The sequence below is a fragment of the Cellulomonas sp. RIT-PI-Y genome (assembly GCF_025642745.1).
Taxonomy (GTDB): domain Bacteria; phylum Actinomycetota; class Actinomycetes; order Actinomycetales; family Cellulomonadaceae; genus Cellulomonas.
Genome location: NZ_JANZKP010000013.1, coordinates 45,636 through 71,001, shown reverse-complemented (window position 1 = coordinate 71,001; position 25,366 = coordinate 45,636). Strand labels below are relative to the sequence as shown.

The 25,366-nt window shown below is 72.5% G+C and carries 22 protein-coding genes; 11 read left to right on the top strand and 11 right to left on the bottom strand.

Going from position 1 to position 25,366, the window contains the following annotated elements; all coding sequences use genetic code 11:
• Positions 1–969: 969 nt before the first annotated feature.
• Complete coding sequence (locus tag OGL89_RS06510) at positions 970–2,745, top strand: pyruvate dehydrogenase (RefSeq protein WP_263119099.1); 1,776 nt, start codon at positions 970–972, stop codon at positions 2,743–2,745.
• A gap of 9 nt (positions 2,746–2,754) precedes the next feature.
• On the opposite strand, the gene OGL89_RS06505 is transcribed toward OGL89_RS06510, so the two are convergent.
• Positions 2,755–3,444 (bottom strand): FCD domain-containing protein, encoded by a 690-nt coding sequence (locus OGL89_RS06505; RefSeq protein WP_346770686.1) that lies wholly within the window; start codon positions 3,442–3,444, stop codon positions 2,755–2,757.
• A gap of 209 nt (positions 3,445–3,653) precedes the next feature.
• Between OGL89_RS06505 and OGL89_RS06500 the strand changes: the two genes are divergently transcribed.
• The 3 genes from OGL89_RS06500 to OGL89_RS06490 all read left to right on the top strand — a co-directional run bounded on the left by OGL89_RS06500 (position 3,654) and on the right by OGL89_RS06490 (position 6,185).
• On the top strand, positions 3,654–4,175 hold the full coding sequence (locus OGL89_RS06500; protein WP_263119098.1) for a gluconokinase: 522 nt from the start codon (positions 3,654–3,656) through the stop codon (positions 4,173–4,175).
• A complete protein-coding gene (locus OGL89_RS06495; RefSeq protein ID WP_263119097.1) occupies positions 4,172–5,551 on the top strand; it encodes a GntP family permease in 1,380 nt (459 codons plus the stop codon). Before OGL89_RS06500 ends, OGL89_RS06495 begins: the two co-directional genes overlap by 4 nt.
• An 82-nt stretch (positions 5,552–5,633) precedes the next feature.
• On the top strand, positions 5,634–6,185 hold the full coding sequence (locus tag OGL89_RS06490; protein WP_263119096.1) for a hypothetical protein: 552 nt from the start codon (positions 5,634–5,636) through the stop codon (positions 6,183–6,185).
• A gap of 305 nt (positions 6,186–6,490) precedes the next feature.
• On the opposite strand, the gene OGL89_RS06485 is transcribed toward OGL89_RS06490, so the two are convergent.
• Complete coding sequence (locus tag OGL89_RS06485; RefSeq protein ID WP_263119095.1) at positions 6,491–6,793, bottom strand: YtxH domain-containing protein; 303 nt, start codon at positions 6,791–6,793, stop codon at positions 6,491–6,493.
• Between the two features lie 59 nt (positions 6,794–6,852).
• A complete protein-coding gene (locus tag OGL89_RS06480; RefSeq protein ID WP_263119094.1) occupies positions 6,853–7,659 on the bottom strand; it encodes a tyrosine-protein phosphatase in 807 nt (268 codons plus the stop codon).
• 118 nt (positions 7,660–7,777) lie between these two features.
• Here OGL89_RS06480 and ppk2 point away from each other — a divergent pair, with 118 nt between their 5' ends.
• Positions 7,778–8,581 (top strand): polyphosphate kinase 2, encoded by an 804-nt coding sequence (gene ppk2, locus OGL89_RS06475; protein ID WP_263119093.1) that lies wholly within the window; start codon positions 7,778–7,780, stop codon positions 8,579–8,581.
• A 116-nt stretch (positions 8,582–8,697) separates the two neighbouring features.
• Entirely contained in the window at positions 8,698–9,279 is a 582-nt protein-coding gene (locus OGL89_RS06470; protein ID WP_263119092.1) for a PepSY domain-containing protein, read from the top strand.
• Positions 9,280–9,287: 8 nt separating this feature from the next.
• Here the strand turns inward: OGL89_RS06470 and OGL89_RS06465 are convergent, their stop codons facing one another.
• The 6 genes from OGL89_RS06465 to OGL89_RS06440 form a co-directional block, all read right to left on the bottom strand.
• On the bottom strand, positions 9,288–10,049 hold the full coding sequence (locus OGL89_RS06465) for a DUF1206 domain-containing protein (RefSeq protein WP_263119091.1): 762 nt from the start codon (positions 10,047–10,049) through the stop codon (positions 9,288–9,290).
• Positions 10,046–10,462 carry a hypothetical protein gene (locus OGL89_RS06460; protein WP_263119090.1) on the bottom strand — a complete coding sequence of 139 codons (417 nt, stop codon included), beginning with the start codon at positions 10,460–10,462 and terminating at the stop codon, positions 10,046–10,048. Before OGL89_RS06460 ends, OGL89_RS06465 begins: the two co-directional genes overlap by 4 nt.
• Before the next feature lie 69 nt (positions 10,463–10,531).
• The gene (locus OGL89_RS06455) at positions 10,532–11,788 is read right to left on the bottom strand and encodes a sodium:proton exchanger (RefSeq protein ID WP_263119089.1); all 1,257 of its coding nucleotides are present in this window, start codon (positions 11,786–11,788) and stop codon (positions 10,532–10,534) included.
• A 298-nt stretch (positions 11,789–12,086) separates the two neighbouring features.
• Complete coding sequence (locus tag OGL89_RS06450) at positions 12,087–12,611, bottom strand: ParB/RepB/Spo0J family partition protein (RefSeq protein WP_263119088.1); 525 nt, start codon at positions 12,609–12,611, stop codon at positions 12,087–12,089.
• Complete coding sequence (locus OGL89_RS06445; RefSeq protein ID WP_263119087.1) at positions 12,608–13,966, bottom strand: DUF3440 domain-containing protein; 1,359 nt, start codon at positions 13,964–13,966, stop codon at positions 12,608–12,610. Before OGL89_RS06445 ends, OGL89_RS06450 begins: the two co-directional genes overlap by 4 nt.
• Before the next feature lie 194 nt (positions 13,967–14,160).
• The gene (locus OGL89_RS06440; RefSeq protein WP_263119086.1) at positions 14,161–14,538 is read right to left on the bottom strand and encodes a metalloregulator ArsR/SmtB family transcription factor; all 378 of its coding nucleotides are present in this window, start codon (positions 14,536–14,538) and stop codon (positions 14,161–14,163) included.
• A gap of 64 nt (positions 14,539–14,602) precedes the next feature.
• On the opposite strand from OGL89_RS06440, the gene OGL89_RS06435 reads away from it, so the two are divergent.
• The 5 genes from OGL89_RS06435 (at position 14,603) to OGL89_RS06415 (ending at position 21,235) form a co-directional block, all read left to right on the top strand.
• On the top strand, positions 14,603–15,856 hold the full coding sequence (locus tag OGL89_RS06435; protein WP_263119085.1) for an MFS transporter: 1,254 nt from the start codon (positions 14,603–14,605) through the stop codon (positions 15,854–15,856).
• 87 nt (positions 15,857–15,943) lie between these two features.
• The gene (locus OGL89_RS06430; RefSeq protein WP_263119084.1) at positions 15,944–17,047 is read left to right on the top strand and encodes an AI-2E family transporter; all 1,104 of its coding nucleotides are present in this window, start codon (positions 15,944–15,946) and stop codon (positions 17,045–17,047) included.
• A gap of 76 nt (positions 17,048–17,123) precedes the next feature.
• The gene (locus OGL89_RS06425; protein WP_263119083.1) at positions 17,124–18,365 is read left to right on the top strand and encodes a histidine kinase; all 1,242 of its coding nucleotides are present in this window, start codon (positions 17,124–17,126) and stop codon (positions 18,363–18,365) included.
• Positions 18,362–19,039, top strand: coding sequence for a response regulator transcription factor (locus OGL89_RS06420; RefSeq protein ID WP_263119082.1), 678 nt, complete (start codon positions 18,362–18,364; stop codon positions 19,037–19,039). The genes OGL89_RS06425 and OGL89_RS06420 overlap by 4 nt, the downstream gene beginning before the upstream one ends.
• Positions 19,040–19,129: 90 nt before the next feature.
• Entirely contained in the window at positions 19,130–21,235 is a 2,106-nt protein-coding gene (locus tag OGL89_RS06415) for an MMPL family transporter (RefSeq protein ID WP_263119081.1), read from the top strand.
• A 314-nt stretch (positions 21,236–21,549) separates the two neighbouring features.
• On the opposite strand, the gene OGL89_RS06410 is transcribed toward OGL89_RS06415, so the two are convergent.
• Together OGL89_RS06410 and OGL89_RS06405 are read right to left on the bottom strand one after the other, a co-directional pair.
• Entirely contained in the window at positions 21,550–24,414 is a 2,865-nt protein-coding gene (locus OGL89_RS06410; RefSeq protein ID WP_263119080.1) for a glycoside hydrolase family 3 protein, read from the bottom strand.
• A 192-nt stretch (positions 24,415–24,606) separates the two neighbouring features.
• Positions 24,607–25,311, bottom strand: a complete 705-nt coding sequence (locus tag OGL89_RS06405) for a LytTR family DNA-binding domain-containing protein (RefSeq protein ID WP_263119079.1) — start codon at positions 25,309–25,311, stop codon at positions 24,607–24,609.
• Between the last annotated feature and the right edge of the window lie 55 nt (positions 25,312–25,366).

Sequence of the window (25,366 nt, the reverse complement as noted above, 5' to 3'; positions counted from 1 at the left end):
GAGCAGCTCCCGGGTAGGAGGCAGCACCCGCGGAGAACGCCGCACCCGAGGAGGAAGCCGCACCCGGGGAGGAAGCCACACCCGGGGAAGAGGCCACACCCGGGGAGGAAGCACCGGGCGGGTAGGCAGCTGCACCCCGGTGGACGGCGGCGGGCGGGTACGCAGCAGCACCCGGGTGGACCGCGGCCGGCGGGCAGACGGCCGCGCCCGGGTCGACAGCGGCGGGCGGGTCCACCGGCCGAGTCGGCGCGCCCGGCCCGGTCGGTTCAGGGCGCGCACCGTCCGGCAGCGCGCGACCAGGAGTCGGGGGCGCCGTCGCTTCCGCACCGCGCCCACCCTCGGGGCCGGGCATCCAGGCCGTCGGCGTCCCCGGCGGTGCGAACGACGCGGGCGGCAGCCCCGACGCACCGAACCGCACGGGGTCGCTGTCCCACCGCGCCGGATCCGGCAGCACCTCGGTCACCCGCCACCCGGAGCCGTCCTCGCCGGGACGCACCAGACCCTGCCGGGCCCGGGCCGCCTCGACCGCCTGGTCGTGCCGTCCGAGCGCCGCCGACACCGCGTCCGCCGCCTCCGCGAGCCGGATGCCCTCGTCGCCGTCCAGCCGCAGGCCGCACCGGGCACAGACCGGTCCGGTCAGGGGCGTCGCGCAGTCCGGGCATCGGCTGTAGTCGAGCAGCCGACGGCGGAGGGAGGTCTGCCACGAGTGAGTGCGCACGAGGGGAGCGTCCCACCGTGCGGGCGCCGACGTGACGGCTCACACAGTTTCTACCCAGGTTCACCCGGACCGCGCACGGTGACCTGCACGCCCGATCCGCGCCCGGCCCTCTTCACCGTGCGCACCCCGGGCCGAGGCGGCAGGGTGGCCGGTAGCCGCCGTGACCGAGCAGACACCCCGCCCGACTGGCATCCGACGAAACATGGGATGACTATCGAGGCAGACCACTCGTCGACCCGAGGGAGCCCACCGTGGCACGCACCATCAGCATCGCCGACCAGCTCGTCGCCCAGATCGTCGCCGCGGGCGCTCGACACATCTACGGCATCGTCGGCGACAGCCTCAACCCGGTGGTCGACGCCGTGCGCCGGGCGCAGAAGGACGGCATGGACATTAGCTGGGTCCATGTCCGGCACGAGGAGGCCGCCGCGTTCGCCGCCGCCGCGGAGGCCGAGATCACCGGCACCCTCGCGGTCTGCGCCGGATCCTGCGGGCCGGGCAACCTGCACCTGATCAACGGCCTGTACGACGCCAACCGCAACCGGGTCCCGGTGCTCGCCATCGCCTCGCACATCCCGAGCGCCCAGATCGGCACCCAGTTCTTCCAGGAGACCCACCCGGACCGGCTGTTCCTGGAGTGCTCGGTCTACTCCGAGATGATCTCGAGCCCGGTCCAGGCCGGTCGCGTGATCCGGTCCGCCATCCACCACGCCTACGGTGCCCCCGGTGTCGCGGTGCTGACCCTGCCCGGCGACGTCGCGGACATGGAGTCGCCGGCGCCCGCCACGGACGTGCTCACCCGCCCGGTCGCGCCGCGGGTGGTCCCGGCCGCGGACCAGGTCGCCGCGCTCGCCGCCGCGATCGACGACGCCAAGAAGGTCACCATCCTGGCCGGTGCCGGGGTGCGCGACGCCCACGACGAGGTGATCGCGCTCGCCGAGCTGATCGGCGCCCCGGTCGGCCACAGCCTGCGCGGCAAGGAGGTCATCCAGTACGACAACCCCTACGACGTCGGCATGACCGGACTGCTCGGCTACGGCGCGCTCCAGGCGGCGATGGACGAGGCCGACCTGCTCCTGCTGCTCGGCACCGACTTCCCCTACGACCAGTTCCTGCCCGCCGACGTGCGCACCGCCCAGGTCGACATCGACCCCACCCGGCTGGGCCGCCGGACCCGGATGGACCTGGCCGTGGTCGGCGACGTGGCCGAGACCCTGCGCCTGCTGCTGCCCCAGGTCGGCCGGAAGTCGTCGCGCCGGTTCCTGGACTCGATGCTGAAGAAGCACCACAAGGCGATGTCCGGCGTGGTCGGCGCCTACACCAAGGACGTGGAGCACCACACCCCGATCCACCCCGAGTACGCCGCCGTCCTGCTGGACGAGGAGGCCGCCGACGACGCGGTGTTCACCGTCGACACCGGGATGGGCAACGTCTGGGCCGCTCGCTACCTGACCCCGAACGGCAAGCGGCGGGTGATCGGGTCGTTCCTGCACGGGTCGATGGCCAACGCCGTGCCGCACGCCATCGGCGCCGCCTTCGCCGCACGGGACGACGCGGAGGCACCGCAGAAGCACGTGGTGGCGATCGCCGGTGACGGTGGCCTGTCCATGCTGCTCGGCGAGCTGATCACGCTGGTCCACTACGACCTGCCGGTGAAGATCATCCTGTTCGACAACGCCACCCTGGGCATGGTCCGGCTGGAGATGCTGGTCGACGGCCTGCCGAGCTTCGGCACCGACTCCCCGTCGATCGACTACGCCGCCGTCGCCCGGGCGGTGGGCATCCCGGCGGTCCGGGTCGAGGACCCCACCCAGATCCGTACGGCCCTGCGCGAGGCGTTCAGCCACGACGGCCCGGCGCTGATCGACCTGGTCACCGACCCGCGCGCGCTGTCCCTGCCACCCAAGATCACCCGTCAGCAGGTCACCGGCTTCACCGCGGCGATGAGCAAGGAGATCCTCGGCGGCGGCATGGCCGAGGTGATGTCGATGGCCCGATCGAACATCCGGAACATCCCGCGTCCCTGAACGGCGCCGTCAGGACAGGTCGGTCAGCGCCGCCCGGATCTCCCGGGTGATCCGGAGCATGGCCGCCTCGGCCGCCTCGGGGTCACGGGTGCGGATCGCGGCGGCGACCGCCTCGTGGGCGGCCAACGCCTCCTCGCGCGGGTGGTGCGGCATCAGCCCGTGCCGGGTCCGGCCGGTCAGCACCTCCGCGACCACCTCGGTCAGCGCCCGGAACATCTCGTTCCCGCTCGCCGCCAGCACCAGGCGGTGGAACTCGATGTCCGCGGCCAGGAACTCGTCGCCCGCGCCCGCCTCGCCGAGCACACGGAGGCGGGCCGACAGCGCGACCAGGCGATCGGCCTGATCGCCGTCGGCGTTCCGCGCGGCCGAGGCGGCGGCGACCGGCTCCACGGCCGCGCGCAGTTCGGTGAGCGACCGCAGCTGGGCCACCCGGTGCGGCCCGGCGAGCCGCCAGCGGATGACCTGCGGGTCGAAGACCGCCCAGTGCGCGTCGGCACGCACGATCAGGCCGACCCGGCGACGCGAGGTGACCAGGCCCAGGTGCTCCAGGGTGCGCATCGCCTCGCGGGCGACGGTGCGGGAGACACCGAACCGCTGCTGGATGCCGTCAAGGGTGAGCGTCGACCCGGAGGCCAGCTCACCGGAGGTGATCTCCGCGCCGAGGGCGTCGGTGACGCCGCTGTGCAGCACCTCGGTCACTGCGCACTCCTGTCCCGGCCCGACGGACCACCTGCACGATCACGCCCCGGCGGGCGGGGCTCGGACGAGCATGCCAGGGTCACACGGGTACCGCCCAACCAGCGGCGCGGCACTGATAGCACCATCCGGTACCAATGATCGTATTTTTGTGCCAGAGTGACCGGCACCGGACGCACCGCCCGGACAATGACGTTCTGAGGAGGACACCCATGTCCGACGTCCAGCACCTCGTGGTGATGGGGGTCGCGGGGTCAGGCAAGACCACCGTGGCGCAGATCCTGGCCGACCGGCTGGGCTGGCCTTACGCCGAGGCCGACGAGTTCCACCCGCAGGCCAACATCGACAAGATGTCCGAGGGCACCCCGCTCACCGACGACGACCGCTGGCCCTGGCTGGGCGCGATCCGCGACTGGCTGACCGAGCAGACCCGCGCCGGGCGGAGCGCCATCGTCACCTGTTCCGCGCTCAAGACCGCGTACCGCGACGTCCTGCGCGAGGCCGAGGGCCGGGTGCGGTTCGTGCACCTGGACGGCACCATCGAGCAGATCGGCGAGCGGATGTCCGGGCGCTCCGGGCACTTCATGCCGACCTCGCTGCTGCCGTCCCAGTTCGAGACCCTGCAGCCGCTCACGGACGCCGAGGACGGCGTCGTGATCCCGGTCGGCATCTCCCCGCAGTCGGTGGCCGACGCCGCCCTGCGCGAGCTCGGGATCGAGGGGGCACGCGCATGAGCACCGCCCTGCTGCTCGCGGCCGACGCCGCGCCGGTCGCCTCCACCACCCGACTGGTGATCGCCGCCGTGGTCGGCATCGCCGTCCTGGTCGCGCTGATCGTCTGGCTGAAGCTGCACCCCTTCCTGTCCCTGATGATCGGCGCCGCCGTGCTGGCCGTCGTCGCCGGGCTGCCCTACACCGACGCCTTCAGTTCCTTCACCACCGGACTCGGTGAGACGGTCGCGGGGGTCGGCATCCTGATCGCGCTCGGCGCGATCATCGGCAAGATGCTGATCGACTCCGGTGGCGCCGATCAGATCGTCGACACCGTGCTGGCCAAGACACCGGCCAAGCGACTGCCTTGGGCACTGGCCTTCGCCGCCTTCATCATCGGCATCCCGCTGTTCTTCGAGGTCGGCGTGGTGCTGCTGATCCCGGTGGTGATGCTGGTCGCCCGCCGGTCCAAGCTGTCCATGATCGCGGTCGGCATCCCGGCCCTGGCCGGACTGTCCGCGCTGCACGGCCTGGTCCCGCCGCACCCCGGCCCGCTGATCGCCATCGACGCGCTCAAGGCCGATCTCGGTCTGACGCTGGGCCTCGGCCTGCTGGTCGCGATCCCGACCGTGGCCGTCGCCGGTCCGCTGCTGGCCAAGCCGCTGACCCGCTGGGTGCCGCTGGACCCGCCGACCGAGATCCTCGGCGCGAGCGAGCGGGACGACGAGGCCAAGCGCCCGTCCTTCGCCGTCGCGCTCACGGTGGTGCTGCTGCCGGTGGTGCTCATGCTGGCCAAGACCCTGGCGGAGACGATCGGGTTCGAGGACACCGCGGTGGGCGGCGTGCTCGACTTCGTCGGCACCCCGCTGGAGGCGCTGCTGATCACCGCGCTGGTGTCGTTGATCCTGTTCGGCACCCTGCAGGGCCGCAGCCGAGGCCAGATCAGCAAGCTGGTCGACTCCTCCTTCGCCCCGATCGCGAGCATCCTGCTCATCGTCGGCGCCGGTGGCGGATTCAAGCAGACCCTGGTCGACTCCGGCGTCGGCGACGTGATCGCCAACGGGCTGGCCGACGCGCCGATCTCCCCGCTGCTGGCCGCCTGGCTGGTCGCGGTGCTGATCCGGGTCGCCACCGGTTCCGCCACGGTGGCGACGGTCACAGCCGCCGGGATCGTCGCGCCGCTGGCCGAGGGCCTGCCCGCCAGCCACGTCGCCCTGATGGTCCTGGCGATCGGTGCCGGATCGGTCTTCCTCAGCCACGTGAACGACGCGGGATTCTGGCTGGTCAAGGAGTACTTCAAGATGACCGTCGGCCAGACGTTCAAGACCTGGTCGCTGATGGAATGCGTGCTGTCGGTCACCGCGTTGGCCGTGATCATGCTGCTCGGACTGGTCGTCTAACGGTCATCGGGGCACCGGTCGCGACGCACCGGTGCCCCGATGGACTCGCGCCCGAGGGCCGATGTGGTGCACGCTGGCCCGCATGTCTTTCCTCGATCGTCTGCGTCGTCAGGACCCGCAGTCGCTCCCCGCACCGGGTGACGAGCTGTACCCGGGCTACCGCCCCCGATTCAGCACCGAGTGCCAGAGCATCTGGACCGAGCTGGTCCCGGAGCACGGCAGCTGCTCCATCCTGCAGGGCGAGCTGCTCCGCGCGGTGCAGTCCCTGGCCGAGGAGGCGCAGGAGCACGGCAACATCAACTGGGACCGCGACTTCGAGCGGTTCTGCGACCTGTTGCACACCCACCTGCACGACGCCGCCCTCCCCGCCGACGAGTGGGCCGCTGTCTGCCGTGATCTGGACGTGCTCCGCCGCTACGGCCGGGTCGCCTACGCGCTGAAGCCGGACTGGGCCCGCGACGAGGACTACCCGGACCCCGCGGTCCCCGAGCCGCTGTCCGAGGACCTGGCGCAGGGCGTCCCCGCCTACGTGCAGCCCGACCTCTACGACCACCTCGCCGACTGCGTGGCCCAGGTCGCCCGCGCGCACCCGCGCCCGATGCACTACGCCGCACCGGTCGACCAGCTGCGCTGACCCCGCCCATGGGGGCCGCCCGCCCTCCGGCACCTGAGGCGGGTAGCGGGAACCGCGGGGCGCGGGCACCGCGGTGCGCCGACACCGCGGGGCGCCGGCACCGCACAGCGCCGCACGCCCACGCACCCGCCGCGGGCTCGCGCCAGGGCGGGGGCGGGGGCGGGCGCCCGCGCGTCATCGAGGTCGGCACTTCCGGCCTGCACACCGGCGGTGGACTGCCGATCTCAGGGCAGACTGCCGACCTCAGGACGCGCGGCTCGGAACGGGGTGCCAACCCCGGCCGCGGGGTCGGCGACCGCGGCCGGTCAGCCGTCGAGCGGGCCGGAGCGGGTCGTGCCGTCCGGCGGGGTGGTGCGGACCTCGGGCTCCGGCGTGCGGGAGACCGTGCTGCGCACCGCGTCGACCGCCTTGTCCTTGAGCGCGCTCGCCTGGTCCTTGGCGAACTGCGCCGCACCGGCCTCCAGGTCGTCGACCCGGGACTGCACCCGTGGGTCGTGCCAGAGGCTCGACGCCCAGCCCTTGATCTGCTCGTACCGGGCCCGGCCGGCACGGGTGCCGAGCACGTAGCCCAGCGTCGCACCGACCACGAACGCGCTCTTCGCCTTCATCGCAGACCTCCCTGATCGCAGGTCGTCCACGCTAGGCGAGGGCGGGTCGTCGCGCCTGCTCAGGCCGCAGGCTCGACCAGCCGGTTCCGCAACGCATCGATCAGCCCGTCGGACAGCCCGCCCGCGCGCAGCACCCGGAGCAGTCCGCCGTCCTCGGTCTCGGCCAGGGACAGCATCGCGGACATCGACCGGGGGTCCGCACCCATCATCGGCGGGAGGTCGGCGACCGGCCGTTCGATCAGCGCGGCCATCATCGCGGCCTGCCCCTCGGAGAGGCTGTCGGCGGCGACCGCGTGCACCGACATCATCCGGGCGTAGATCGCGGGCAGGTTGTCCGCGGTCCGGGCGTAGTCGACGACGATCGTGTCCGGTCCCGCACCGAGGGCGGTGAGGATGCTCGCGGTGAGCACGCCGGTGCGGTCCTTGCCGGCTGCGCAGTGCACGACGGTGGCGCCGGTGGCGGCGGCCAGCATTCCCAGCAGCGCGACCACGGCCGGAGCGTTGGCCCGCAGCATGTCGAGGTAGACCCGGCCCACGGCGGCCGCGTCGGCCCGGGCCATCTCGGCCATCACCTGGGGGTTCGTGCCACCGCCGCCGCCGACGGTGTCGAAGATCGGCACGTGGTGGTAGCTGACCGGCAGCCGCCCCAACGGCCCACGGCCGGTCGCCTCGGCCTCCGCGGCGGACCGCAGGTCGACCACGTGGCTCAGTCCGTCGTCCACCGCCTGCCGCGCCCAGTCCTCGGTCACGCAGGCCATGTCGTCCGCGCGCCAGAGCAGACCGGGCCGGACGGTGCCGCCCTGGACCGGGATGCCGCCCAGGTCACGCAGGTTGACCGGCGGGGACAGGACAGGGGTGGTCGTCATCGCGAGCGCCTTCCAGCTCCGGCGCGGACGACCCGGCGGCGGACGACCGGGTGGTCGACGGGCGACGCGCGTGCTGTCAGGGTGTCAGAGAACGGCAGGGAGGGGCTAACGTCCCGCTATGACGAAGCTGTCCGACCGGGCCTACGAGGACGAGCTGTACCGGCTGCAGTCCGAGCTGGTGACGCTGCAACGCTGGGTGCAGGCCACCGGCGCGCGGGTGGCGGTGGTCTTCGAGGGCCGGGACGCCGCGGGCAAGGGCGGGACGATCAAGCGGATCACCGAGTACCTCAGCCCCCGGGTCGTCCGGATCGCGGCCCTGCCCGCCCCCACCGACCGCGAGCGCGGGCAGTGGTACTTCCAGCGCTACGTCCAGCACCTGCCGGCCGCCGGGGAGGTCGTGCTGTTCGACCGGTCCTGGTACAACCGCGCCGGGGTGGAGAAGGTGATGGGCTTCTGCACCGAGGAGGAGCACGCCCGGTTCCTGCACCAGGCGCCGACCTTCGAGCGGATGCTGATCGAGGACGGGATCCTGCTGCGCAAGTACTGGTTCTCGGTGTCGGACAAGGTGCAGCTCAAGCGGTTCCGGTCCCGGCTGGACGACCCGCTCCGGCAGTGGAAGCTGAGCCCGATGGACCTGGAGTCGATCCGCCGCTGGGAGGACTACTCCCGGGCCAAGGACGAGATGTTCGCGCACACCGACACCGCGGACAGCCCGTGGTTCGTGGTGGAGTCCGACTCCAAGAAGGCGGCCCGCCTCAACATGATGAGCCACCTGCTGTCCACGATCCCCTACACCGACGTCCCGCATCCGCCGGTGGAGCTGCCGGAGCGCCCGGCGGGCACCGGCGACTACCAGCGACCGCCGCGCGAGGAGTTCACCACCGTCCCGGACCACGCAGCTCGGATCGCCGAGCACGACTGAGGGAGCCACCTGCTTCGTGGGTCGGGACCACTCAGCCCGAGCGCGCGACGACTAGGGGTGCCCGTCCTTCGCCTAGGGTCCGGGACGTCCCTGCCACGTGCCCCGAGGAGTCGTCCATGCCCCTGGCTCTCAGCCTCCGCCACACCCTGGTCCCGGCCGTTGCGACCGTCACGGCTCTCGGGCTGCTCACCGCCTGCTCCGACGACCCGGCGGTGGTCGGGACCGGTCCGGCACCCACCGTCACCGTGACGGTCGACCCGTCGGCCACCACCGACCCGTCGCTCACCGCCGACCCGGGCACCGGCGCCTCCGTGGCGGCCGACGACCAGGCGCGGACGTTCCTCGACGCGTTGGAGGCGATGGTGGCCTACCGCCAGGCGTGGACCGGCGGCGATCTCGGCCGCGACCCGGAGTTCCAGGAGCTGCTGCGGACCTTCGTCCAGGCGAAGCGCGCGATCGACCGCACCGACCTCTGGCTGGGTGCGAACAGCTCGCTCACCGCGGACGGCCTGGCCGTCTCCGCGGGTGAGGCGGTCGGCCTCGCTCAGGACGTGGTCCGGGCGGACGCGACCGCCGTCGACGTCGAGTTGGACGACGACGACGGCGCGCTCCGCTGGCAGATCGAGTTCAGCAACGGCGACGACGCGGAGATCGACGCGAACACCGGTGCCGTCCTCGAGGTCGACCTGGACGACTGACGCCCGCCTCAGACCTTCGCGAACCGCGCCCGGGCGAAGGCGTACACCCCGTACCCGGCGAACCCGAGCGCGATCAGGCACAGCAGCACCGCCCCGAACGGCAGGCCGGCCAGCGTGCGCAGCGCGACGTCCATCCCCTCGGCGCGCTCCGGATCGGCCTGCACCGCGGCGACGACCACCAGGACACCGACCACCGCCAGCGCGAAGCCCTTGCCCAGGTAGCCCACCTGACCGGCCCGCTCGACCGCACGGCCCGGGTGCCGCCGCAGGTCGTCCAGGAAGCCCCGGCGCCATCCCTTCACGGCGTGGTACCCGCCGACTGCGACGATCCCGAGCCCGGCCACGCCGAGCAGCACGCGCCCGACCCCGGAGCCGAGCAGCCCGGCGGTCGGCGTGCCGCCGCCCGAGCCGGAGCCGGCGAGCACCTGCACGGTGGTCGCCGCGAGCACCGCGTAGACCACCGCCTTGCCCGCGGCCTTGAGCCGGTCCGACGCCTCACCGCGCGCGATCGCGTCCACCGCCTGCCAGAGCGCCAGCAGCACGAAGCCGATCAGCAGCACCACGAGCAGGACCCGCCCGGCGCCCTCGGACCCGAGCTGGGCCAGCGCACCCTGCTGATCCGCCTCCTCGCCGCCCGAGCCGAGGGCCAGTCGCACGGTCACCCAGGCCAGCAGGAGGTGCAGCACCCCGCTGGCGGCGTAGCCCAACCGAGCGCCGCGCTCCAGCAGCGGGTGGTCGGTCGCCCGGTCGGCGGCGGAGCGGACCGTCACTGCTCGCGGCGCTTCCGGTACTGCGCCCAGGCGCCGGTGGACCACAACGCCCACAGGACGAGCAGCGGCTGGAACAGCAGCCGGACCCCGCGCTTGGTGTCGGTGTCCAGCCCGAAGCCGTCGGTGTGCGTGACGTACTGGGAGATGTTGCCGGGGAAGATCGCGACGAAGAACGCGGCCGCCAGCCACCCGACCAGCCCGCGACGCTTGCGGGCCGCGATCAGCGCACTGCCCAGCGCGATCTCGACCACACCGGAGCCCAGCACGGTCGCGTCGTCGTTGACCGGGAACCACTCCGGCACCTGCGCCTGGAACTCCTGCCGGGCGAAGGTCAGATGGCTGGTCCCGGCGAACACCAGGAACCCGCCGAGCAGCACCCGCCCGATGGTCCGTCCCCGTCCTGTGGCTGTCATGCGGACCATCTGAGCACGACTGAGCCCGGCCCGCACGGGTGGCGGACCGGGCTCCGGGCCGGTGCGGGGTCAGACCCTCGCGAGCTCCGGCGCAGGCTCGTCGGCCGCCTGCCGCCGGAACGGCGCCAGGAGCGTGGGGACCACCATCCGCCAGTGCTTCGCCATCACCGCCACGGCGATGCCCAGGTAGATCGCGGACAGGACGAACCGCCCGGTCGTCCCGGTCACCACGAACTGGACCGCGAACAGCCCGAGCAGGGTCCAGGCGGACCAGCGCCAGAACCGCAGCGAGATCAGGATCGCCACCCCCATCAGGGTCTGCGTCGCGGTCAGCAGCATCTCCTCGGTCTGGCGGGTGTCCAGCACCAGGCTGGCCGATCCGCCACCGGCCAGGTACGCGATCGGCAGCGATCCGATCAGCAGGGTCCACTGATTGATCTTGGAGCTGATCAGGGTGGCGATCGCCGCGGTGCCCTTGCCGCGCCAGGCGAACAGGATCGCCACGATGAACTCCGGCGCCTCGGAGGCCAGCGGCGCGAGCCACTGCACCAGCAGGAACTCGTCCACGCCGAGCTGGGTGCCGGAGGCGACCAGGGACTCCGCGAACGGCTCGGCGCTGACCAGGATCACGGCGGCGGCCAGCACGAACAGGGCGATCACCAGCGGACGGCGCCGGTTGCGGGGCAGTCCGCCGATCACCGCGGCGGTGCCGATCAGATCCGGTTCCTCGGCCTCGCCGCGGGTGAGCCGGTACAGGTAGAACCCGAACCAGGCGATCATGGCCAGGCCGAACACCAGGTGGATGTGCCCGGTGGCAGGGATGATGAACGCGGCCACGCCGGCGACCAGCAGGAAGCCGAGCTCCATCCGGTTGCCCGGTTCCAGGGCGAGCGACCTGGCGGGCTTCTTGCTCACCCTCCCGGCGACGTAGAGCGAGACCAGGACGACCAGCGGCCAGCCGAGGCCGAGCAGCAGGCGGTTCGAGCCGGTCATGTTCGCGGCGGCGTACTGCACGTACGCCGGGTCGTGACCGGCGGTGTACGCGTAGAACAGGTCGACCGCGTACTCGGGCAGCACCGCGATCAGGGCCAGGACCGCGATCGCGAAGCCGCCGGAGACGTCGACCTGTGCGGCCTCGGCCGCCCAGGCCAGCACGAAGGACGCGGCGACGACGGCGGCGCCGTAGAGCGCGAGCTGGATCAGCGGGTCCGGGTGACTCCCGGACAGTCGCAGGACGATCGCGGGCGTCGCGACGACGACGGCGATCAGCAGGGATCGCACCAGGATCCGCAGCGGCGGGACGGTGGCGAGTGACCTCTCGGACATGTGGTGTCGGGGCCTTTCGGACTCCGGCGCCCAGCCGAAGCGCGGGGCTCCGGCCAGCCGCAGACAATGACGGACTGGCCGAAGGTCTCGCCCACCGGATCGGCGCGATGACCGGGTGCCACGGCACCAGTGTGTCGACCATCGCTACCGGCCATCATCTGGCCGGTCGGGCTACTCCCCTTCGCGGCGCACACATTACGGGGCATTCTCCGAATTGCGCAACGATCATGTTTCCATAATTGAGGACGGCGCAATCCGGAAATGATTCATCGGATGTCCGAACTCTGCCGGCCGCCGATCAGAACAGGTCGTCCTCGTCCGCGGGGGCCGCGGTGAACTCGTGGTCGGCGAACAGCGCCGCGATGCCACTGATCTGCTTGAGCCGCAGCAGCTCGTCCGGCTCCATCCCGACGTGCCGGCGGATCCACTCGTCGGTCATCCCCGCGTCCACCAGCTCGGCCACGATCTGCGTCATCAGCTCCACCGCGTGCGATCCGCGGGCCCGGTTGTGCCGCACGGTGGAGGCGATCCGGTCCGGCAGCTCCTTGTCCAGCACCACCACCGGCAGCAGTCCGTGCTCGCGCTCGCGGATCCGCTCGGAGGTCATCATCACCCGGTAGCGGTGATAGCCGTCGATGATCTCGTAGAGGTCGCTCGCCCGGTCGTGCGCGCACACCACGGGCTGGGTGTAGCCGTCCTCCCAGATGCTGCGCTCCAGCAGCGCCATCTCCGGCGGGGCGACCACGTTCGGGTTGTACGCGTTGGCCCGCACCCGGTCCAGCGGCACCGCCACCACGTCGTACACCGGGGACCGCCCGTTCATGACGCCTCCTGGTACCGCAGCATCGCGGCCTCCCGTCGCTCCCGGTCCTGCTTGCTCGGGCTGAAGCCCATGTACCGGCAGGTGTGGTCGTTGCGCAGCACGGTGATGCACATCCGCTTGTAGGACGGCAGGGCCGAGAACCCGGGCACGTCCGGCAGGTCGTCGGGGTACTCGTGGAACCGCACGACCTCGTGCGGGCGGGTGTAGGTCCGCCCGCCGGTCGGCGACCCGAGGTAGTCGGCGTGCACCCCGGTCGCGCGCAGCACGTCGACCGTCGTCACCGGGAGCGCCCCGCCGCGCTCGGTCCAGTAGCGCACCGAGGTGGAGAACTTCTCCAGATAACGCCGCCGCACCGACGCCGGGACGGTCCGCAGCAGCAGTCGCAGGTAACTGGCCCAGGTGTGGCCCGCGGGCAACGTCACCCGGCGTGCGCCCATCGCGGCGCTCTGCCCGTAGCTCGCGGCGAAGTTCACCCCGTTCACCCGGCCGACCAGCTTGCCCCACACCTCCGGCTCGATCGCCCGGTAGAGCTGGAGCTGGCGGATCGCCTGCCCGATGAACGGCGACGCCACCCGCATCTGACGCGGCGGCACCCCGGCCAGGTGCATCAGGTCGTAGAGCCGGTTGTACGACCAGCCGTACCGGGCGTGCGCGTGCCAGACGTCGGCCAGCCGCCAGTCGTGGATCGGGTAGGCCTTGACCACCCCGGGTCCGAGCACCGAGGTCCAGCGCAGCCCCTGGTAGGTGGACCGGCGGCCCGCCGAGTTGATGGCGGAGTAGCGGTGCAGCGACTCCTCCTCCCGGATGCCGATCAGCACCGCGGTGCGCGCGGCGCCCGAGACGGTGTGCAGCCACCGCTCGAAGTGGTCCTGGAACCGGTAGTCCCAGACACCGTCGTACTCCGGGAAGCCCGGCGGGACGTTCCCGGTGTGCACCACGCCCGGGTGGTCGGGCAGCTCGCGCACCCACAGGTCGCGCTGCTCCGGTGCCCAGGGTCGCCAGTGGTCGGCGTACATGGTGGCCGCGCACCCGGCCGCGACCGGCAGGCAGATCCGCCAGGGCACCATCAGCTCCGACGGGGTGGACATGATCGAGTCCACGTAGTCGGTGGTGGCCGAGTACTGACCCTCGTAGTCCAGGTGGAAGACCTGCACAGGCCGCCGGATGCCGTGCGTGCGCAGATGGTCCAGCACCAGCTGCAGCATCGCCCCGGAGTCCTTGCCGCCGGAGAACGCCACGATCACCTGGTCGAAGTCCTCGAACACCCGCGCGATGCGCTCCCGCGCGGCGTCCAGCACCGTCCGGCCGCCCCGGATGGCATGCGGCAGCCCCGCCAGGTATCGCTCCAGTTCCACCGCACCGTCCCCTCGCCGCGTCGCGGGTCCGAGTATCGGCACGTGGTGGCGACACCGGGCTCACCACTCAGGCCCGACGAGGCCGAGTTGAGTGTTTCCGGCACTCACGCCAGGTGGTCGGGAGGGCGGATCGGTGCGTCCCACTCACCCGGCTTCGCCCCTACCTGCGGAGCGGCCCGCACTGGGCGGAGGCCTCAGGGCTCCAGGTCGGGACGCCGGGTCTCCGGGGTGCCACCGACCCGGCCGTGGTGCGCCGGGGAGTCGTCCAGCGCGTGCTCGGCCTGGAACACCGCGTCCGCGACCAGGCGGCGCGCGTGCTCGTCGACCAGGGCGTAGAACACCCGGTTGCCCTCCTTGCGGGCCCGGACGATCTTGCTCCAGCGCAGTTTGGCCAGGTGCTGGGACACCGCGGCCGGTGCGGCGTCGACGATGTCGGCCAGGTGGTTGACCGACAGCTCGGCGTCGCGCAACGCCAGGATGATCCGGATCCGGGTGGGGTCCGCCAGCAGCCCGAAGATCTCGGCGGCCAGCTCGATGTACTGATCGTCGATCCCGAAGTCGTCCAAAGCCATGCGCCCGATCCTACGCATGTCCGCGTAGTTGCGTATTCACGCAGATACGCACCAAGCTGTGCCCGTGCTCAACGCTCTGCGGAACGCCACCTACCGGCGACTGTTCCTCGCCCAGGTGATCGCCCTGGCCGGGACCGGGCTCGCCACGGTCGCGCTCGGCCTGATCGCCTACGACGTGGGCGGCGACCGGGCCGGCAGCGTGCTGGGCACCGCCTTCGCGATCAAGATGCTGGCCTATGTGCTGGTCGCCCCCGCCGCGGCGGCGCTGCTGGCCCGGCTGCCCCGCCGCGCGGTGATGGTCGGCGCCGACCTGGTCCGGCTGGCAGCCGCGGCCTGCCTGCCGTGGGTGGACCAGAGCTGGCAGATCTACCTGCTGGTGCTGGTGCTGCAGTCGGCGTCCGCGACCTTCACCCCGGCGTTCCAGGCGACCATCCCGGCGGTGCTCGCCGACGAGCGGGACTACACCGGAGCGCTGTCGCTGTCCCGTCTCGCCTACGACCTGGAGGCGGTGCTGTCCCCGGTGCTCGCGGCCGCACTGCTGCTGGTGGTGCCGGATCGCGCGCTATTCCTCGGCACCGCGGCCGGGTTCGGCGCCTCCGCCCTGGTGGTGCTGAGCAGCACGCTGCCCAGGACCACCGCCGCCGACGACTCCCCCGCCCCGCTGTCCGACCGGATGCTGGCCGGGGCCCGCCTGATGGTGCGCGGTCCCGCGCTGCGTCCGGTGCTGGCGCTGAACGTCGCGGTGGCCGCGGCCGGGGCGACCGTGCTGGTCCAGACCGTGCTGATCGTGCGCGGCCACTTCGGGCAGAGCGCCGGGGTGATGGCCCTGGTGCTGGCGGCGAACGGGGCGGGGTCGATGCTCACCGCGTTCACGCTGCCCCGGGTGCTGACCGAGCAGCGCGAACGTGCGGTGATGCTGGGCGGCGCGGTGGTCGCGACCGCCGGGGTCCTGCTGCTGCCGCTGGCGTTGCGGGCGTCGTCGCCGGTGCTCGGCCTGCTCGCGGTCAGCCTGCTCTGGCTGGCCGTCGGGGTCGGCTGGGCGATGGCCGAGACCCCGGTCGGCCGGATCATCCGACGCGCGGTGGCCCCCGGGCAGCTGCCCGCGGTGTTCGCGGCCCAGTTCTCGCTGTCGCATGCCGGCTGGCTGCTCACCTATCCGCTGAGCGGCGCGCTGGGCACCGCGTTCGGCTCGGGCGGCTCCGCGCTGGCGCTCGGGGTCGTCGCCGCGGTCGCGACCGGCATCGCCGCGACGACCTGGCCGGGCACGACCCGGGACCCCGCTGCCGTTGACCGGGCGGGGCCGCCGATCGGCCCGTAGCCTCGCTGGTCACAGCAGACTTCCAGGAGGGTGAACACGCGCATGGGGTGGTCGAGGCGACCGAGGACCGAGCAGCCCCCGGGGCCGGTGGCCCAGCGGTCCCGGGCGGGAGCGCTGTGGGCGGACGGATTCGGCCGGGCCGGCACCCGGTCGGTGCAGGCGCTGGCGCTGCTCACGCTGGTGACGGTGGCGGTGTTCGCCCTGACCAAGCTCACGCTGGTGGTCATCCCGGTGCTCATCGCCCTGGTGCTGGCCAGCGCGATCCATCCGCTGGTGTCCTGGCTGCGCCGGCGCGGACTCCCGTCGCTGGCGGCGACCTGGGCCGCGCTGCTCGCGATCGTCGCCGTGTTCGGCGGGGTGCTGACCGCGGTGGTCTACGCGGTCGCGAACCAGTGGCAGGACCTGGCCGACCAGGCCGTCGCGGGGCTCAGCGAGCTGCAGGACTCGATCAGCCATCTGCCGATCGAGATCACCGACCAGCAGATCCAGGACGCCCAGGACGCCGTGACCGGCTTCCTCACGTCCAGCAGCTTCGGCAGCGGTGCGATCGCGGGCTTCTCGGCCGGGGCGAACTTCGTCACCGGCGGGGTGCTGACCATCGTGGTGCTGTTCTTCTTCCTCAAGGACGGGCCGCGGATCTGGGAGTTCCTGCTCCGGCCCTTCGACGGCGAGGCCTACGCGCGGGGCAGGCGGGTCGGCGGCCGGACGGTCACGACCATGGGCGGCTACGTGCGCGGCACCGCGATCGTCGCGGCGGTGGACGCGGTCGGCATCGGTCTCGGCCTGGTGATCATGGGCGTCCCGCTCGCCATCCCGCTGGCCGTGCTGGTGTTCCTGCTCGCCTTCATCCCGCTGGTCGGCGCCACGCTGGCCGGGGTGCTCGCCGCGCTGGTCACCCTGGTCGCCAACGGCTGGGTCGATGCGCTGATCGTGGTGGCGATCGTGATCGCGGTGAACCAGTTGGAGGGGAACCTGCTCCAGCCGGTGGTGATGGCACGCTCGCTCGCGCTGCACCCGCTGGTGATCCTGGTCGCGGTGACGGTCGGGACGGTGCTGGCCGGGATCACCGGCGCGGTGCTGGCGGTGCCGGTCGCGGCGTCGGCGTGGGGTGCGGTCCAGGTGTGGAACGGGCCGGACCTCCCGGCACGGCCGGTGCAGCAGAAGAGACGGGAGACCGCCGAGGGGCGGTGACGTACCGCGCCTGCGGTAGACGGAGCACGACCGGCGGCTGATCCGCGCCGGGGACGACTGCGGCATCCTGGACCCCGTGCCTCTCCGCCCGTCGCCGCGCGCTCTCCTCGACCTCGGTCGCGGCGGACGGCCCAGCCGCGGGCAGCTCGCGGTCACGGTGCTCTGGCTCGCCGGGATGTACACCACCGCCGCGGTGCGGACCGGGGCCCTCGAGTTCCCCGGCACCGCGCTGACCGTGGCCGTGGCCGGGGCCTGGGCACCGCTGCTGCTGCGGACCTGGCGTCCGGTGCTGGCGCTGCTGGGCGCGCTGGTCGCGGAGACGCTGATCCTGGTGTTCCTGGCGGTGCCCGACTCGCTGGCGGCGACCGAGGGGATGGGCGCGTACCAGCCGGTCCCGCTCGCGACCATGCTGGCGGTGGCCACGCTCACCGCACGGGTGCCGTCCCGCTGGGGATGGTGGATCGGCGCTGTCGCCGGCGGCTACCTGGCACTGGTCGGGCTGTCGCAGCGGTCCAGCGCTACCTCGCTGACCGACCTGGTGCTGTTCTACGTGGTGCTGACCGCCGCGGCGGTGGGCGTGTGGCGCTCCGGCCGACGGGAGCGGGCGCAACGGGCGGCGGCGCAGCGGGCGGCGGAAACCCAGGAGGCCGTCCTGGACGAGCGGCTGCGGATCGCCCGGGAACTGCACGACGTGCTCGCGCACAATCTCACGCTGGTCAACGCCCAGGCCGGGGTGGCGGGCTACCTGCTGCGGACCGACGCGGCCGCGGCGGAACGTGCGCTGGCGGACATCACCGCGCACACCCGGCGGGCGATCGACGACCTGCGCGCCACCATCGGGCTGCTGCGGACCGCGGACGGCACGACGTCCGACCCCGGGGCGGACGCGGGCGCGGGTGGGCCGGCCCTCCGCCCTGTGCCCGGACTGGCGGATTTGGACGAGCTGGTCACCCGGTTCACCGGTGCCGGAGCCCGGGTCGACGTCGCACGCTCCGGGGCTCCCCGGCCCCTGAGCCCCCAGGTCGACACCGCCGCCTACCGGATCGTTCAGGAGTCGCTCACCAACGCCGCGAAGCACGCGCCGGGCACGACGATCGACCTGGCGCTGACCTGGTCGGCGGGGGGCCTGCTGGTCGGCGTGCGTAATCCGGTGCGAGCGGACCAGCATCCCGGCCCCGGGACCGGGCACGGACTGATCGGGATGCGGGAGCGTGCGCTCAGCATCGGCGGCTCGTTCCGGGCCGGACCCACCACCGACGGGCGGTTCGAGGTGCTCGCCGCCCTGCCCGACCCCCTCGACGACGGAGACCTCACATGACCCCGATCCGGGTGCTGCTCGCCGACGACCAGGCGCTGCTGCGCGCCACCTTCCGGCTGCTGCTGGAGGCCACCCCTGACCTGGAGGTGGTCGGTGAGGCCTCCACCGGTGCGGAGGCGGTGCGGCTGGCCCGCGAGGCGCTGGCCGATCTGGTGCTGATGGACATCCGGATGCCGGACATGGACGGCATCGAGGCGACCCGGCGGATCACCGCGGATGAGTCGTTGGCCGGGGTGCGGGTGCTGATCCTCACCACCTTCGAGAACGACGACCTGGTGCTCGGGGCGCTCCGGGCCGGGGCGAGCGGGTTCCTCGGCAAGGGGGTCGAGCCCGGGGCGCTGATCGAGGCGATCCGGACCGTGGCGGCCGGTGAGCAGCTGCTGTCCCCCGCTGCGACCCGCGCGGTGATCGCCTCGGTGCTGGACCGGCCGGAGCCGCGCGACCGTGCCGCGGTGCCGGGGATGGCGGAGCTGACCGAGCGCGAGCGGGAGATCACCACGCTGGTCGCCGCCGGGCTGTCCAACACCGAGATCGCGGCCCGGCTGTTCATCAGCCCGGCGACCGCCAAGACCCACGTGAACCGGGCCATGATGAAGACGGGTGCGCGGGACCGCGCCCAGCTGGTCTACCTGGCGTACGAGGCCGGGCTCGCCGAGGTACCGCCGTCGCGGTAGCCCGATCACCGCGCCCGGCCGACGACCGGGCAGGGCCGGGCGACCGAGGCTGACGGACGTCCGAACGACGGTCGTCCCGAGGAGTCTCACGTGTCAGGTCTCGCGCAGTTCAGCTATCGACGGCGCAGGGCCGTCGTCGTCGGGTGGGTGGTGCTCCTGGTGGGGCTCGCGGTCGCCGCCCTCGGGATGGGCGCCGCGTTCACCACCGCCACTACCCTCCCGGACAGCGAGTCGTCCCGGGCCTACGCCCTGATGGGCAGCTCGGACACCTCGACCGGCACGGTGGTCTGGCAGGCGGCCGACGTCGACGGCCCCGCCGTCCAGGCCGAGGTCGACCCGATGCTGGCCGAGCTGGCAGCACTGCCCGGCGTCGAGGACGTCGCGAGCCCGTACGGCGATCAGGGCGCCCGGCAGATCAGCGGGGACACCGCCTTCGCCACGCTGACCACCACCGACCAGGTCGACGTCGACCAGGTCCGGGAGGTCACCGACAGGTACGCCGACGACGGTCTGACGGTCGCGGTCGGGGGCACGGCCTTCACCGAGCAGCCGGAGCCCTCGCACGGGCCGGAGGCGATCGGGCTGATCGCGGCCCTGGTGATCCTGCTGCTGGTGTTCCGCTCCGGGTGGGCGGCCGCGCTGCCGATCCTGACCGGCATCACCGGGGTGGGGGCGTCGCTGCTGGTCGTGATGATCGCCGCGCACGCGGTCGACCTGGACTCGACCTCCCTGACCATGGCCGCGTTGATCGGCCTGGGCGTGGGCATCGACTACGCGCTGTTCATCGTCAACCGGTTCCGCAAGGCGCTGGTGGCCGGGAGCTCGGTCCCGGACGCGATCACGCAGGCGGTGACCACCTCCGGCCGCGCGGTGGTGTTCGCCGGACTGACCGTGGTGGTGGCGCTGCTCGGGATGGCCGTGGTCGGGATGGAGGTGCTGACCGGGATGGGTCAGGCCGCCGCCGTGACGGTGCTGTTCACGGTGGCCGCGGCGATCACCCTGTTGCCCGCGCTGCTCGGCATGCTGGGCACCCGGGTGCTGTCCCGCAAGCAGCGCGCCGGGCTGGTCGAGGGCTCGCACGCCGCGCCGTTGTCCGCACGGTGGGCCCTGGTGCTGCGCGCGGCACCCCGCCGGATCGCCGCCGGCGTCCTGGTGGTGCTGGTCGCGCTCGCGGTGCCCGCGCTGAGCATGCGGGTCGGGAACGCCGATGCCTCGTCCGACCCGGTCGGATCGCCGACCCGGGAGTACGCCGACCTGATGGGACCGGCCTTCGGCGAGGGCGTCGACGCGACACTGGTGCTGGTCGCCGAGCTCCCGGACGCCGCCGCCGCGCAGGCGTTCACCGCGCTGACCGAGGAGCTGCCCGAGGTGCCGGGGGTCGCGGCCGTGCGGTCGGTGCCGGTCCAGGACGGGCAGACCGTGGCGGTCGCCGCCGTGACCCCCACCACCAGCGCGCAGGCCGAGGAGACCCAGCAGCTGGTCGACCGGCTGCGCACCGAGGTGATCCCGGACTCCGGCGTCACGGTGTACGTCGGCGGGGAGACGGCGACCAACATCGACATCGCCGAGGCCCTGATGAGCAAGCTGCCGCTCTACCTGGGGCTGGTCGCCGTGCTCGGGTTCCTGCTGCTGATGATCGCGTTCCGCAGCGTGCTGGTCCCTCTGGTCGGGGCGCTGACCAACCTGGTCACCCTGGCGGTCGGGCTCGGCGCGATCACCGCGATCTTCCAGTTCGGCTGGGGGGCGGGGCTGCTCGGGGTCGGGTCCGGGGCGCCGATCATGTACATCGTGCCGGTGATCATCGTCGGGGTGATGTTCGGGCTGTCGATGGACTACCAGGTGTTCCTGGTCTCCCGGATGCACGAGGAGTGGTCGCACACCCGGGACAACGGCCGTGCGGTCCGGGTCGGCGTCGCGGAGACCGGCCGGGTGATCGCGACCGCCGCCACGATCATGCTCGCGGTGTTCAGCTCGTTCGGGTTCTCCGGGGAGAGGATCGTGTCGGCGATCGGGATCGGGCTGGCGATCGCGGTGCTGGTGGACGCCTTCCTGGTCCGGCTGACGCTGGTGCCCGCGCTGATGCACCTGATCGGCCGGCGCAACTGGTGGTACCCCCGCTGGGCGGACCGGGTGACCCCGCACCTGTCGGTCGAGGGCGCACCGGAGCCCCGGGAGCTGGTCACGGCCCGCGACTGACCGCCGGGAGCCGCGCGGCGTGCTCGGCCGGGCGGCGCGCGGGCCCGGGCGGCACTCGCGGCCAGCCGAGTTCGGTACGTCGCGCGGCCGAGTTCGGCACATCGGTGCTGAGTTCGGTCGCCGGGGTACCGAACTCGGGGCCGATGTACCGAACTCGCTTGGGGCGACCGCAGACCGAGCGCGGATGTACCGATGTCGTGCGGCGGGTCCGGAGGATGTGGCGGCGGTCCCCGACGGCCCGCCCGGGACGGGTCACGGCGCGGCCGGGCCCGGCACCCGCGGTCGTGTCGCGGGGCCGGGCCGGGGTGTTCGTGTCAGGCGGTGCGGCGCTGGCGGACCAGCGTGCGGGTGGTGAGGAACACGCCGCCGACCAGGAGCAGGCCGATCACCACATCCGCGCCGATCAGCGCCTGCTTCCAGAGCGGGGTGACCGAGACCAGCTGGCTGCCGGAGGACAGGCCGTTCATCGCGTTGCTGGCCGTGATCGCGTAGGCGATGTTGTGCGACGCCCGCCGCATGTCGGTCAGGACTGACGGGGTGAGCTGGTCGTCGGACAGCTTCCACAGCGACGCGTCGGTGTTCAGCCAGAGGTCGGTGCCTGCGGCCAGTCCGGCGCGCAGGTCCTCGTAGGCGAAGACCGAGAACGACGCCTGGTCGGTGATCACCACGCCGCGGAATCCCCACTCGTCGCGCAGGGTGCCGGTCATCAGACCCTCGTGCGCTCCGACCCAGCGGGCCCCGATCCGGTTCATCCCGGCCATCGCGCCCCGGGCGTCGGCCTCGCGGACCGGCAGCTCGAAGGCGGTCAGGTACAGCTCGCGGATGGTCTGCTCGTCGGCGAAGGTGGCGAGGCCGATCCGGTCGGTCTCCTGGTCGTTGAGGACGAAGTGCTTCATGAAGACCAGCACGCCCTTCGACTGGGCGCCCTCGATCACCGCGGCGGCCATCCGCCCGGAGAGCCGGCCGTCCTCGGCGAAGTACTCGAAGTTCCGGCCGCTGTACGGCGAGCGGTGGATGTTCATCGCCGGGCCGTACCAGCCGGTCACGCCCAGATCGAGCGAGTCCTCGCCGATCGCCGCGCCGAACTCCTGGGCCAGGTCGTCGTTCCAGGAGGAGGCCAGCACGATCGCGGGCGGGTAGCCCATGCCGCTCTGGCCGCCCACCAGGGTGTCGGAGATCCCGGCGGGGCCGTCCTTGTCGACGGTGGCGGGCAGCTGGATCGAGTCCACCCGCTTGGTCGCGTAGCCGCCGATCCGGGTCAGCTCGTCCAGCTCGGTGGCTGACATCTGGTCCAGCAGCGCGTCCCAGGCGGGGGCGTCGTAGTCCTGGCCGACCAGGGTGGCCGCGTTGAGCTCGCCGTACTCGTCGCTGACGGTGTCCAGGACGGGCTGCTCGGCATCGGGGTCGTCGACGTCCGGGATCTCCAGGTCGGCCAGCAGCTGCTCCGGGGCGGTCCAGCTGCCGTCGGCGTAGGTGGTCGGCCAGGTGCCGGTCCAGTCCGAGCGGCTCAGGTAGGTGAAGTCGGCGTCGTAGGTGCGGACGTCGGCGTCGTCGAACCGGTTGACGATCGCGGTGCCGGTGTCGGCCGTGGCGTAGGTGGTGGTGTCCAGGCTGTCGACGGTGGTGGTCCAGGTCAGGTCGGCGTCGCCGTCGGCGGTCATCCCGTCGGCGACGGTGCGGCCCTTGGCGGCCAGGACGTTGTTCAGCGCGTCGTGCGCGTCGGTGCCCGCGGCCAGGTAGTAGTCACCGGCGTCGACCACGTAGGTGCCGGCGCCCTGGGCGTCGTAGGTCCGCATCAGCTCGCGCGGGACGGAGACGGTGACCGTCTCGGTGGCACCGGGCTCGATCTCGGCGGTCTTGGCGTACCCGGCCAGCTCGACCGCGGACTTCTCGATCCCGTTCTGCCGGTCGTAGTCCGTGTACGGCTGCTGCAGGTAGACCTGGACCACGTCCTTGCCCGCCACGTCACCGGCGTTGGTGACCGTGACGCTGACGTCATAGGCGTCCTCGCCCTCGGTGACGGTGTAGTCGGACCAGGTGAAGTCGGTGTAGGACTCCCCGAAGCCGAACGGGAACTGCACCTGGTCGGCGTAGTCGTAGGCGGTGGACTGCTCGGTGCCGAGCACCACGTCCTCGTACCGGGTCTCGTAGTACCGGTACCCGACGTAGATGCCCTCGGCGTAGACCAGGTACTTGTTCCCGCGGTCGACCTCGCTGTTGACGATGTCGTAGGAGCCGAGGTTCTCGATGCTCGGGGCGCTCAGCGAGTCGTAGGCGTAGGTGTCGACCAGCGCGCCGGAGGGGTTGACCTCGCCGTCCAGCACCCGGCCGACCGCGGTGGCGCCGGTCTCGCCGAAGGCGCCGACCCACAGGGCCGCGTCGACGTCGTACTCGTCCAGGAAGCCCAGCTCGACCGGGTTCTGGGTGTTCAGCAGCACCACGACGGTGTCGAAGGAACCGGTCACCGCGGTGAGCAGGTCGCGCTCGTCGTCGGTGAGCTGCAGGTAGGTCCCGTCCCCCGGGTCTCCGGTGGCGATCAGGTCCTTGCTCTCACCGCCGGAGCGGGCCAGCACGACCAGCGCGGCGTCGTCGTAGTCGGCGTAGGAGGCGGTGACGTCCGCGGAGTAGGCGCTCTGCGGCACCTCGTTCACCGCGAACTCGCCCTCGCCGTAGACGTCCGGGATCGAGCGGCGGTAGTCCTTGCCCGCGCCGTCGGTGTAGAAGTCGCGCAGCGTCGGGTTGATCGTGAAGCCCGCGTCGGTGAGGGAGTCCTCCAGGTCGACGGCCTGGGTGGTGTCCAGCGATCCCGCGCCGGTGCCGCCGTAGACCGGGTCGACCGAGCTCTGGCCGAACACGCTGAGCCGGGCGCCCTCGGCGAGCGGCAGGGCGCCGTCGTTCGCCAGCAGGGTGATGCCCTCCTCGCCGATCCGGGTGCCGACGTCCGCGAGGTACGCCTGGCGCTCCTCGTCCGAGCTGAAGTCGCTGGTGAAGTAGTCGGCGTCCTCGCCCTCGGCGGTGACCACCTTCTGGGTGGGCTGGTCCAGGTACACGGAGACCAGGTCCGAGTACTTCTGGGCGTAGACGTTGCCGACGACGAGCCCGCCGGCGAGGGCGGCGCACAGTGCGTACACGCCGACCGCCGCCGGCGTGGACAGCCGCCGGGGGTGCTTCCTGGACATCATTGGCCTCATCTCGTGGATCGACGGCGTGGACCGGGCGGCGGCGCTCCCCTGCGCGCGCACGCCGTCGGCCGGGGTCGTCAGCGACGCCCGCCGTGGACAGCTGGTGCTGTGGTGCGGGCAGATCGAAACACGAGGGCACTGGAATTCCGACGGGCGCGGAACAACTGGTCCTGCCAGCGGCACAGGCTGTCAGGCACCCAGGTAGTCGGTGAGCGCCGCCAGGAAGCCCTGCCGACGGGCCCGGCTGACCGGGATCCGCTGACGGGTGACCGTCTCGCAGGAGTCCTGCCTGGCGGTGACCACGTGCCGCAGACCGACCAGGAAGCCGTGGTGGCAGCGGTAGAACCCCCGCTCGCCGACCTGCTCCTCCAGCGCCTTGAGCGGGCCGCGCACCAGGTGCCGGCCGTCCAGCGTGTGCACGAGCACCTGCCGCCGGGAGCCCTCGAAGGCCACGATCTGCGCCGGGTCCAGGCGGAGCGGACCGCCGACCGCGTCCAGGAGCACCGGCTGCCCGCCCCGGCGCCCGGCGCGCTCCACGGCGCGGTCGAGCTCCCGGGCCAGCGCCGGGTAGCGCACCGGCTTCACCAGATAGCCCAGGGCGTCGACCGCGTACCCGCGCACCGCCTCGGTCGCGGCGCCGGTGGCGAAGACGATGTCCACCAGCCGGTCGCGCTGCCGGATCCGTTCCGCCACGGAGAAGCCGTCCAGGTCGGGCAGCACCACGTCCAGGAGCAGCAGGTCCGTCGCGCCGTCGTGCGCCTCGATCAGCGCGGCGCCGTCGGCGTGCCGGGTGAGCGCGATCTCGATCCCGCGCTCGCGGGCGTAGCGCCGGATCTGACCGGCCAGCTGCGCGGCGTCGGCGGGGTCGTCCTCGGCCATGGTGATGGTGAACATCGGCGTCCTCCGTGGGGGCTGAGGCGCAAAATCTACTCCACTCGAAATTCGCCCC

What these genes read in the sequence shown, in the direction of transcription:
- OGL89_RS06460 (WP_263119090.1), bottom strand. Translation starts at nt 10,462, where the DNA reads ATGACAGCCACAGGACGGGGACGGACCATCGGGCGGGTGCTGCTCGGC.
- ppk2 (WP_263119093.1), top strand. Translation starts at nt 7,778, where the DNA reads ATGACGAAGCTGTCCGACCGGGCCTACGAGGACGAGCTGTACCGGCTG.
- OGL89_RS06410 (WP_263119080.1), bottom strand. Translation starts at nt 24,414, where the DNA reads ATGTCCAGGAAGCACCCCCGGCGGCTGTCCACGCCGGCGGCGGTCGGC.
- OGL89_RS06405 (WP_263119079.1), bottom strand. Translation starts at nt 25,311, where the DNA reads ATGTTCACCATCACCATGGCCGAGGACGACCCCGCCGACGCCGCGCAG.
- OGL89_RS06495 (WP_263119097.1), top strand. Translation starts at nt 4,172, where the DNA reads ATGAGCACCGCCCTGCTGCTCGCGGCCGACGCCGCGCCGGTCGCCTCC.
- OGL89_RS06440 (WP_263119086.1), bottom strand. Translation starts at nt 14,538, where the DNA reads ATGGCTTTGGACGACTTCGGGATCGACGATCAGTACATCGAGCTGGCC.
- OGL89_RS06420 (WP_263119082.1), top strand. Translation starts at nt 18,362, where the DNA reads ATGACCCCGATCCGGGTGCTGCTCGCCGACGACCAGGCGCTGCTGCGC.
- OGL89_RS06450 (WP_263119088.1), bottom strand. Translation starts at nt 12,611, where the DNA reads ATGAACGGGCGGTCCCCGGTGTACGACGTGGTGGCGGTGCCGCTGGAC.
- OGL89_RS06470 (WP_263119092.1), top strand. Translation starts at nt 8,698, where the DNA reads ATGCCCCTGGCTCTCAGCCTCCGCCACACCCTGGTCCCGGCCGTTGCG.
- OGL89_RS06490 (WP_263119096.1), top strand. Translation starts at nt 5,634, where the DNA reads ATGTCTTTCCTCGATCGTCTGCGTCGTCAGGACCCGCAGTCGCTCCCC.
- OGL89_RS06455 (WP_263119089.1), bottom strand. Translation starts at nt 11,788, where the DNA reads ATGTCCGAGAGGTCACTCGCCACCGTCCCGCCGCTGCGGATCCTGGTG.
- OGL89_RS06500 (WP_263119098.1), top strand. Translation starts at nt 3,654, where the DNA reads ATGTCCGACGTCCAGCACCTCGTGGTGATGGGGGTCGCGGGGTCAGGC.
- OGL89_RS06485 (WP_263119095.1), bottom strand. Translation starts at nt 6,793, where the DNA reads ATGAAGGCGAAGAGCGCGTTCGTGGTCGGTGCGACGCTGGGCTACGTG.
- OGL89_RS06480 (WP_263119094.1), bottom strand. Translation starts at nt 7,659, where the DNA reads ATGACGACCACCCCTGTCCTGTCCCCGCCGGTCAACCTGCGTGACCTG.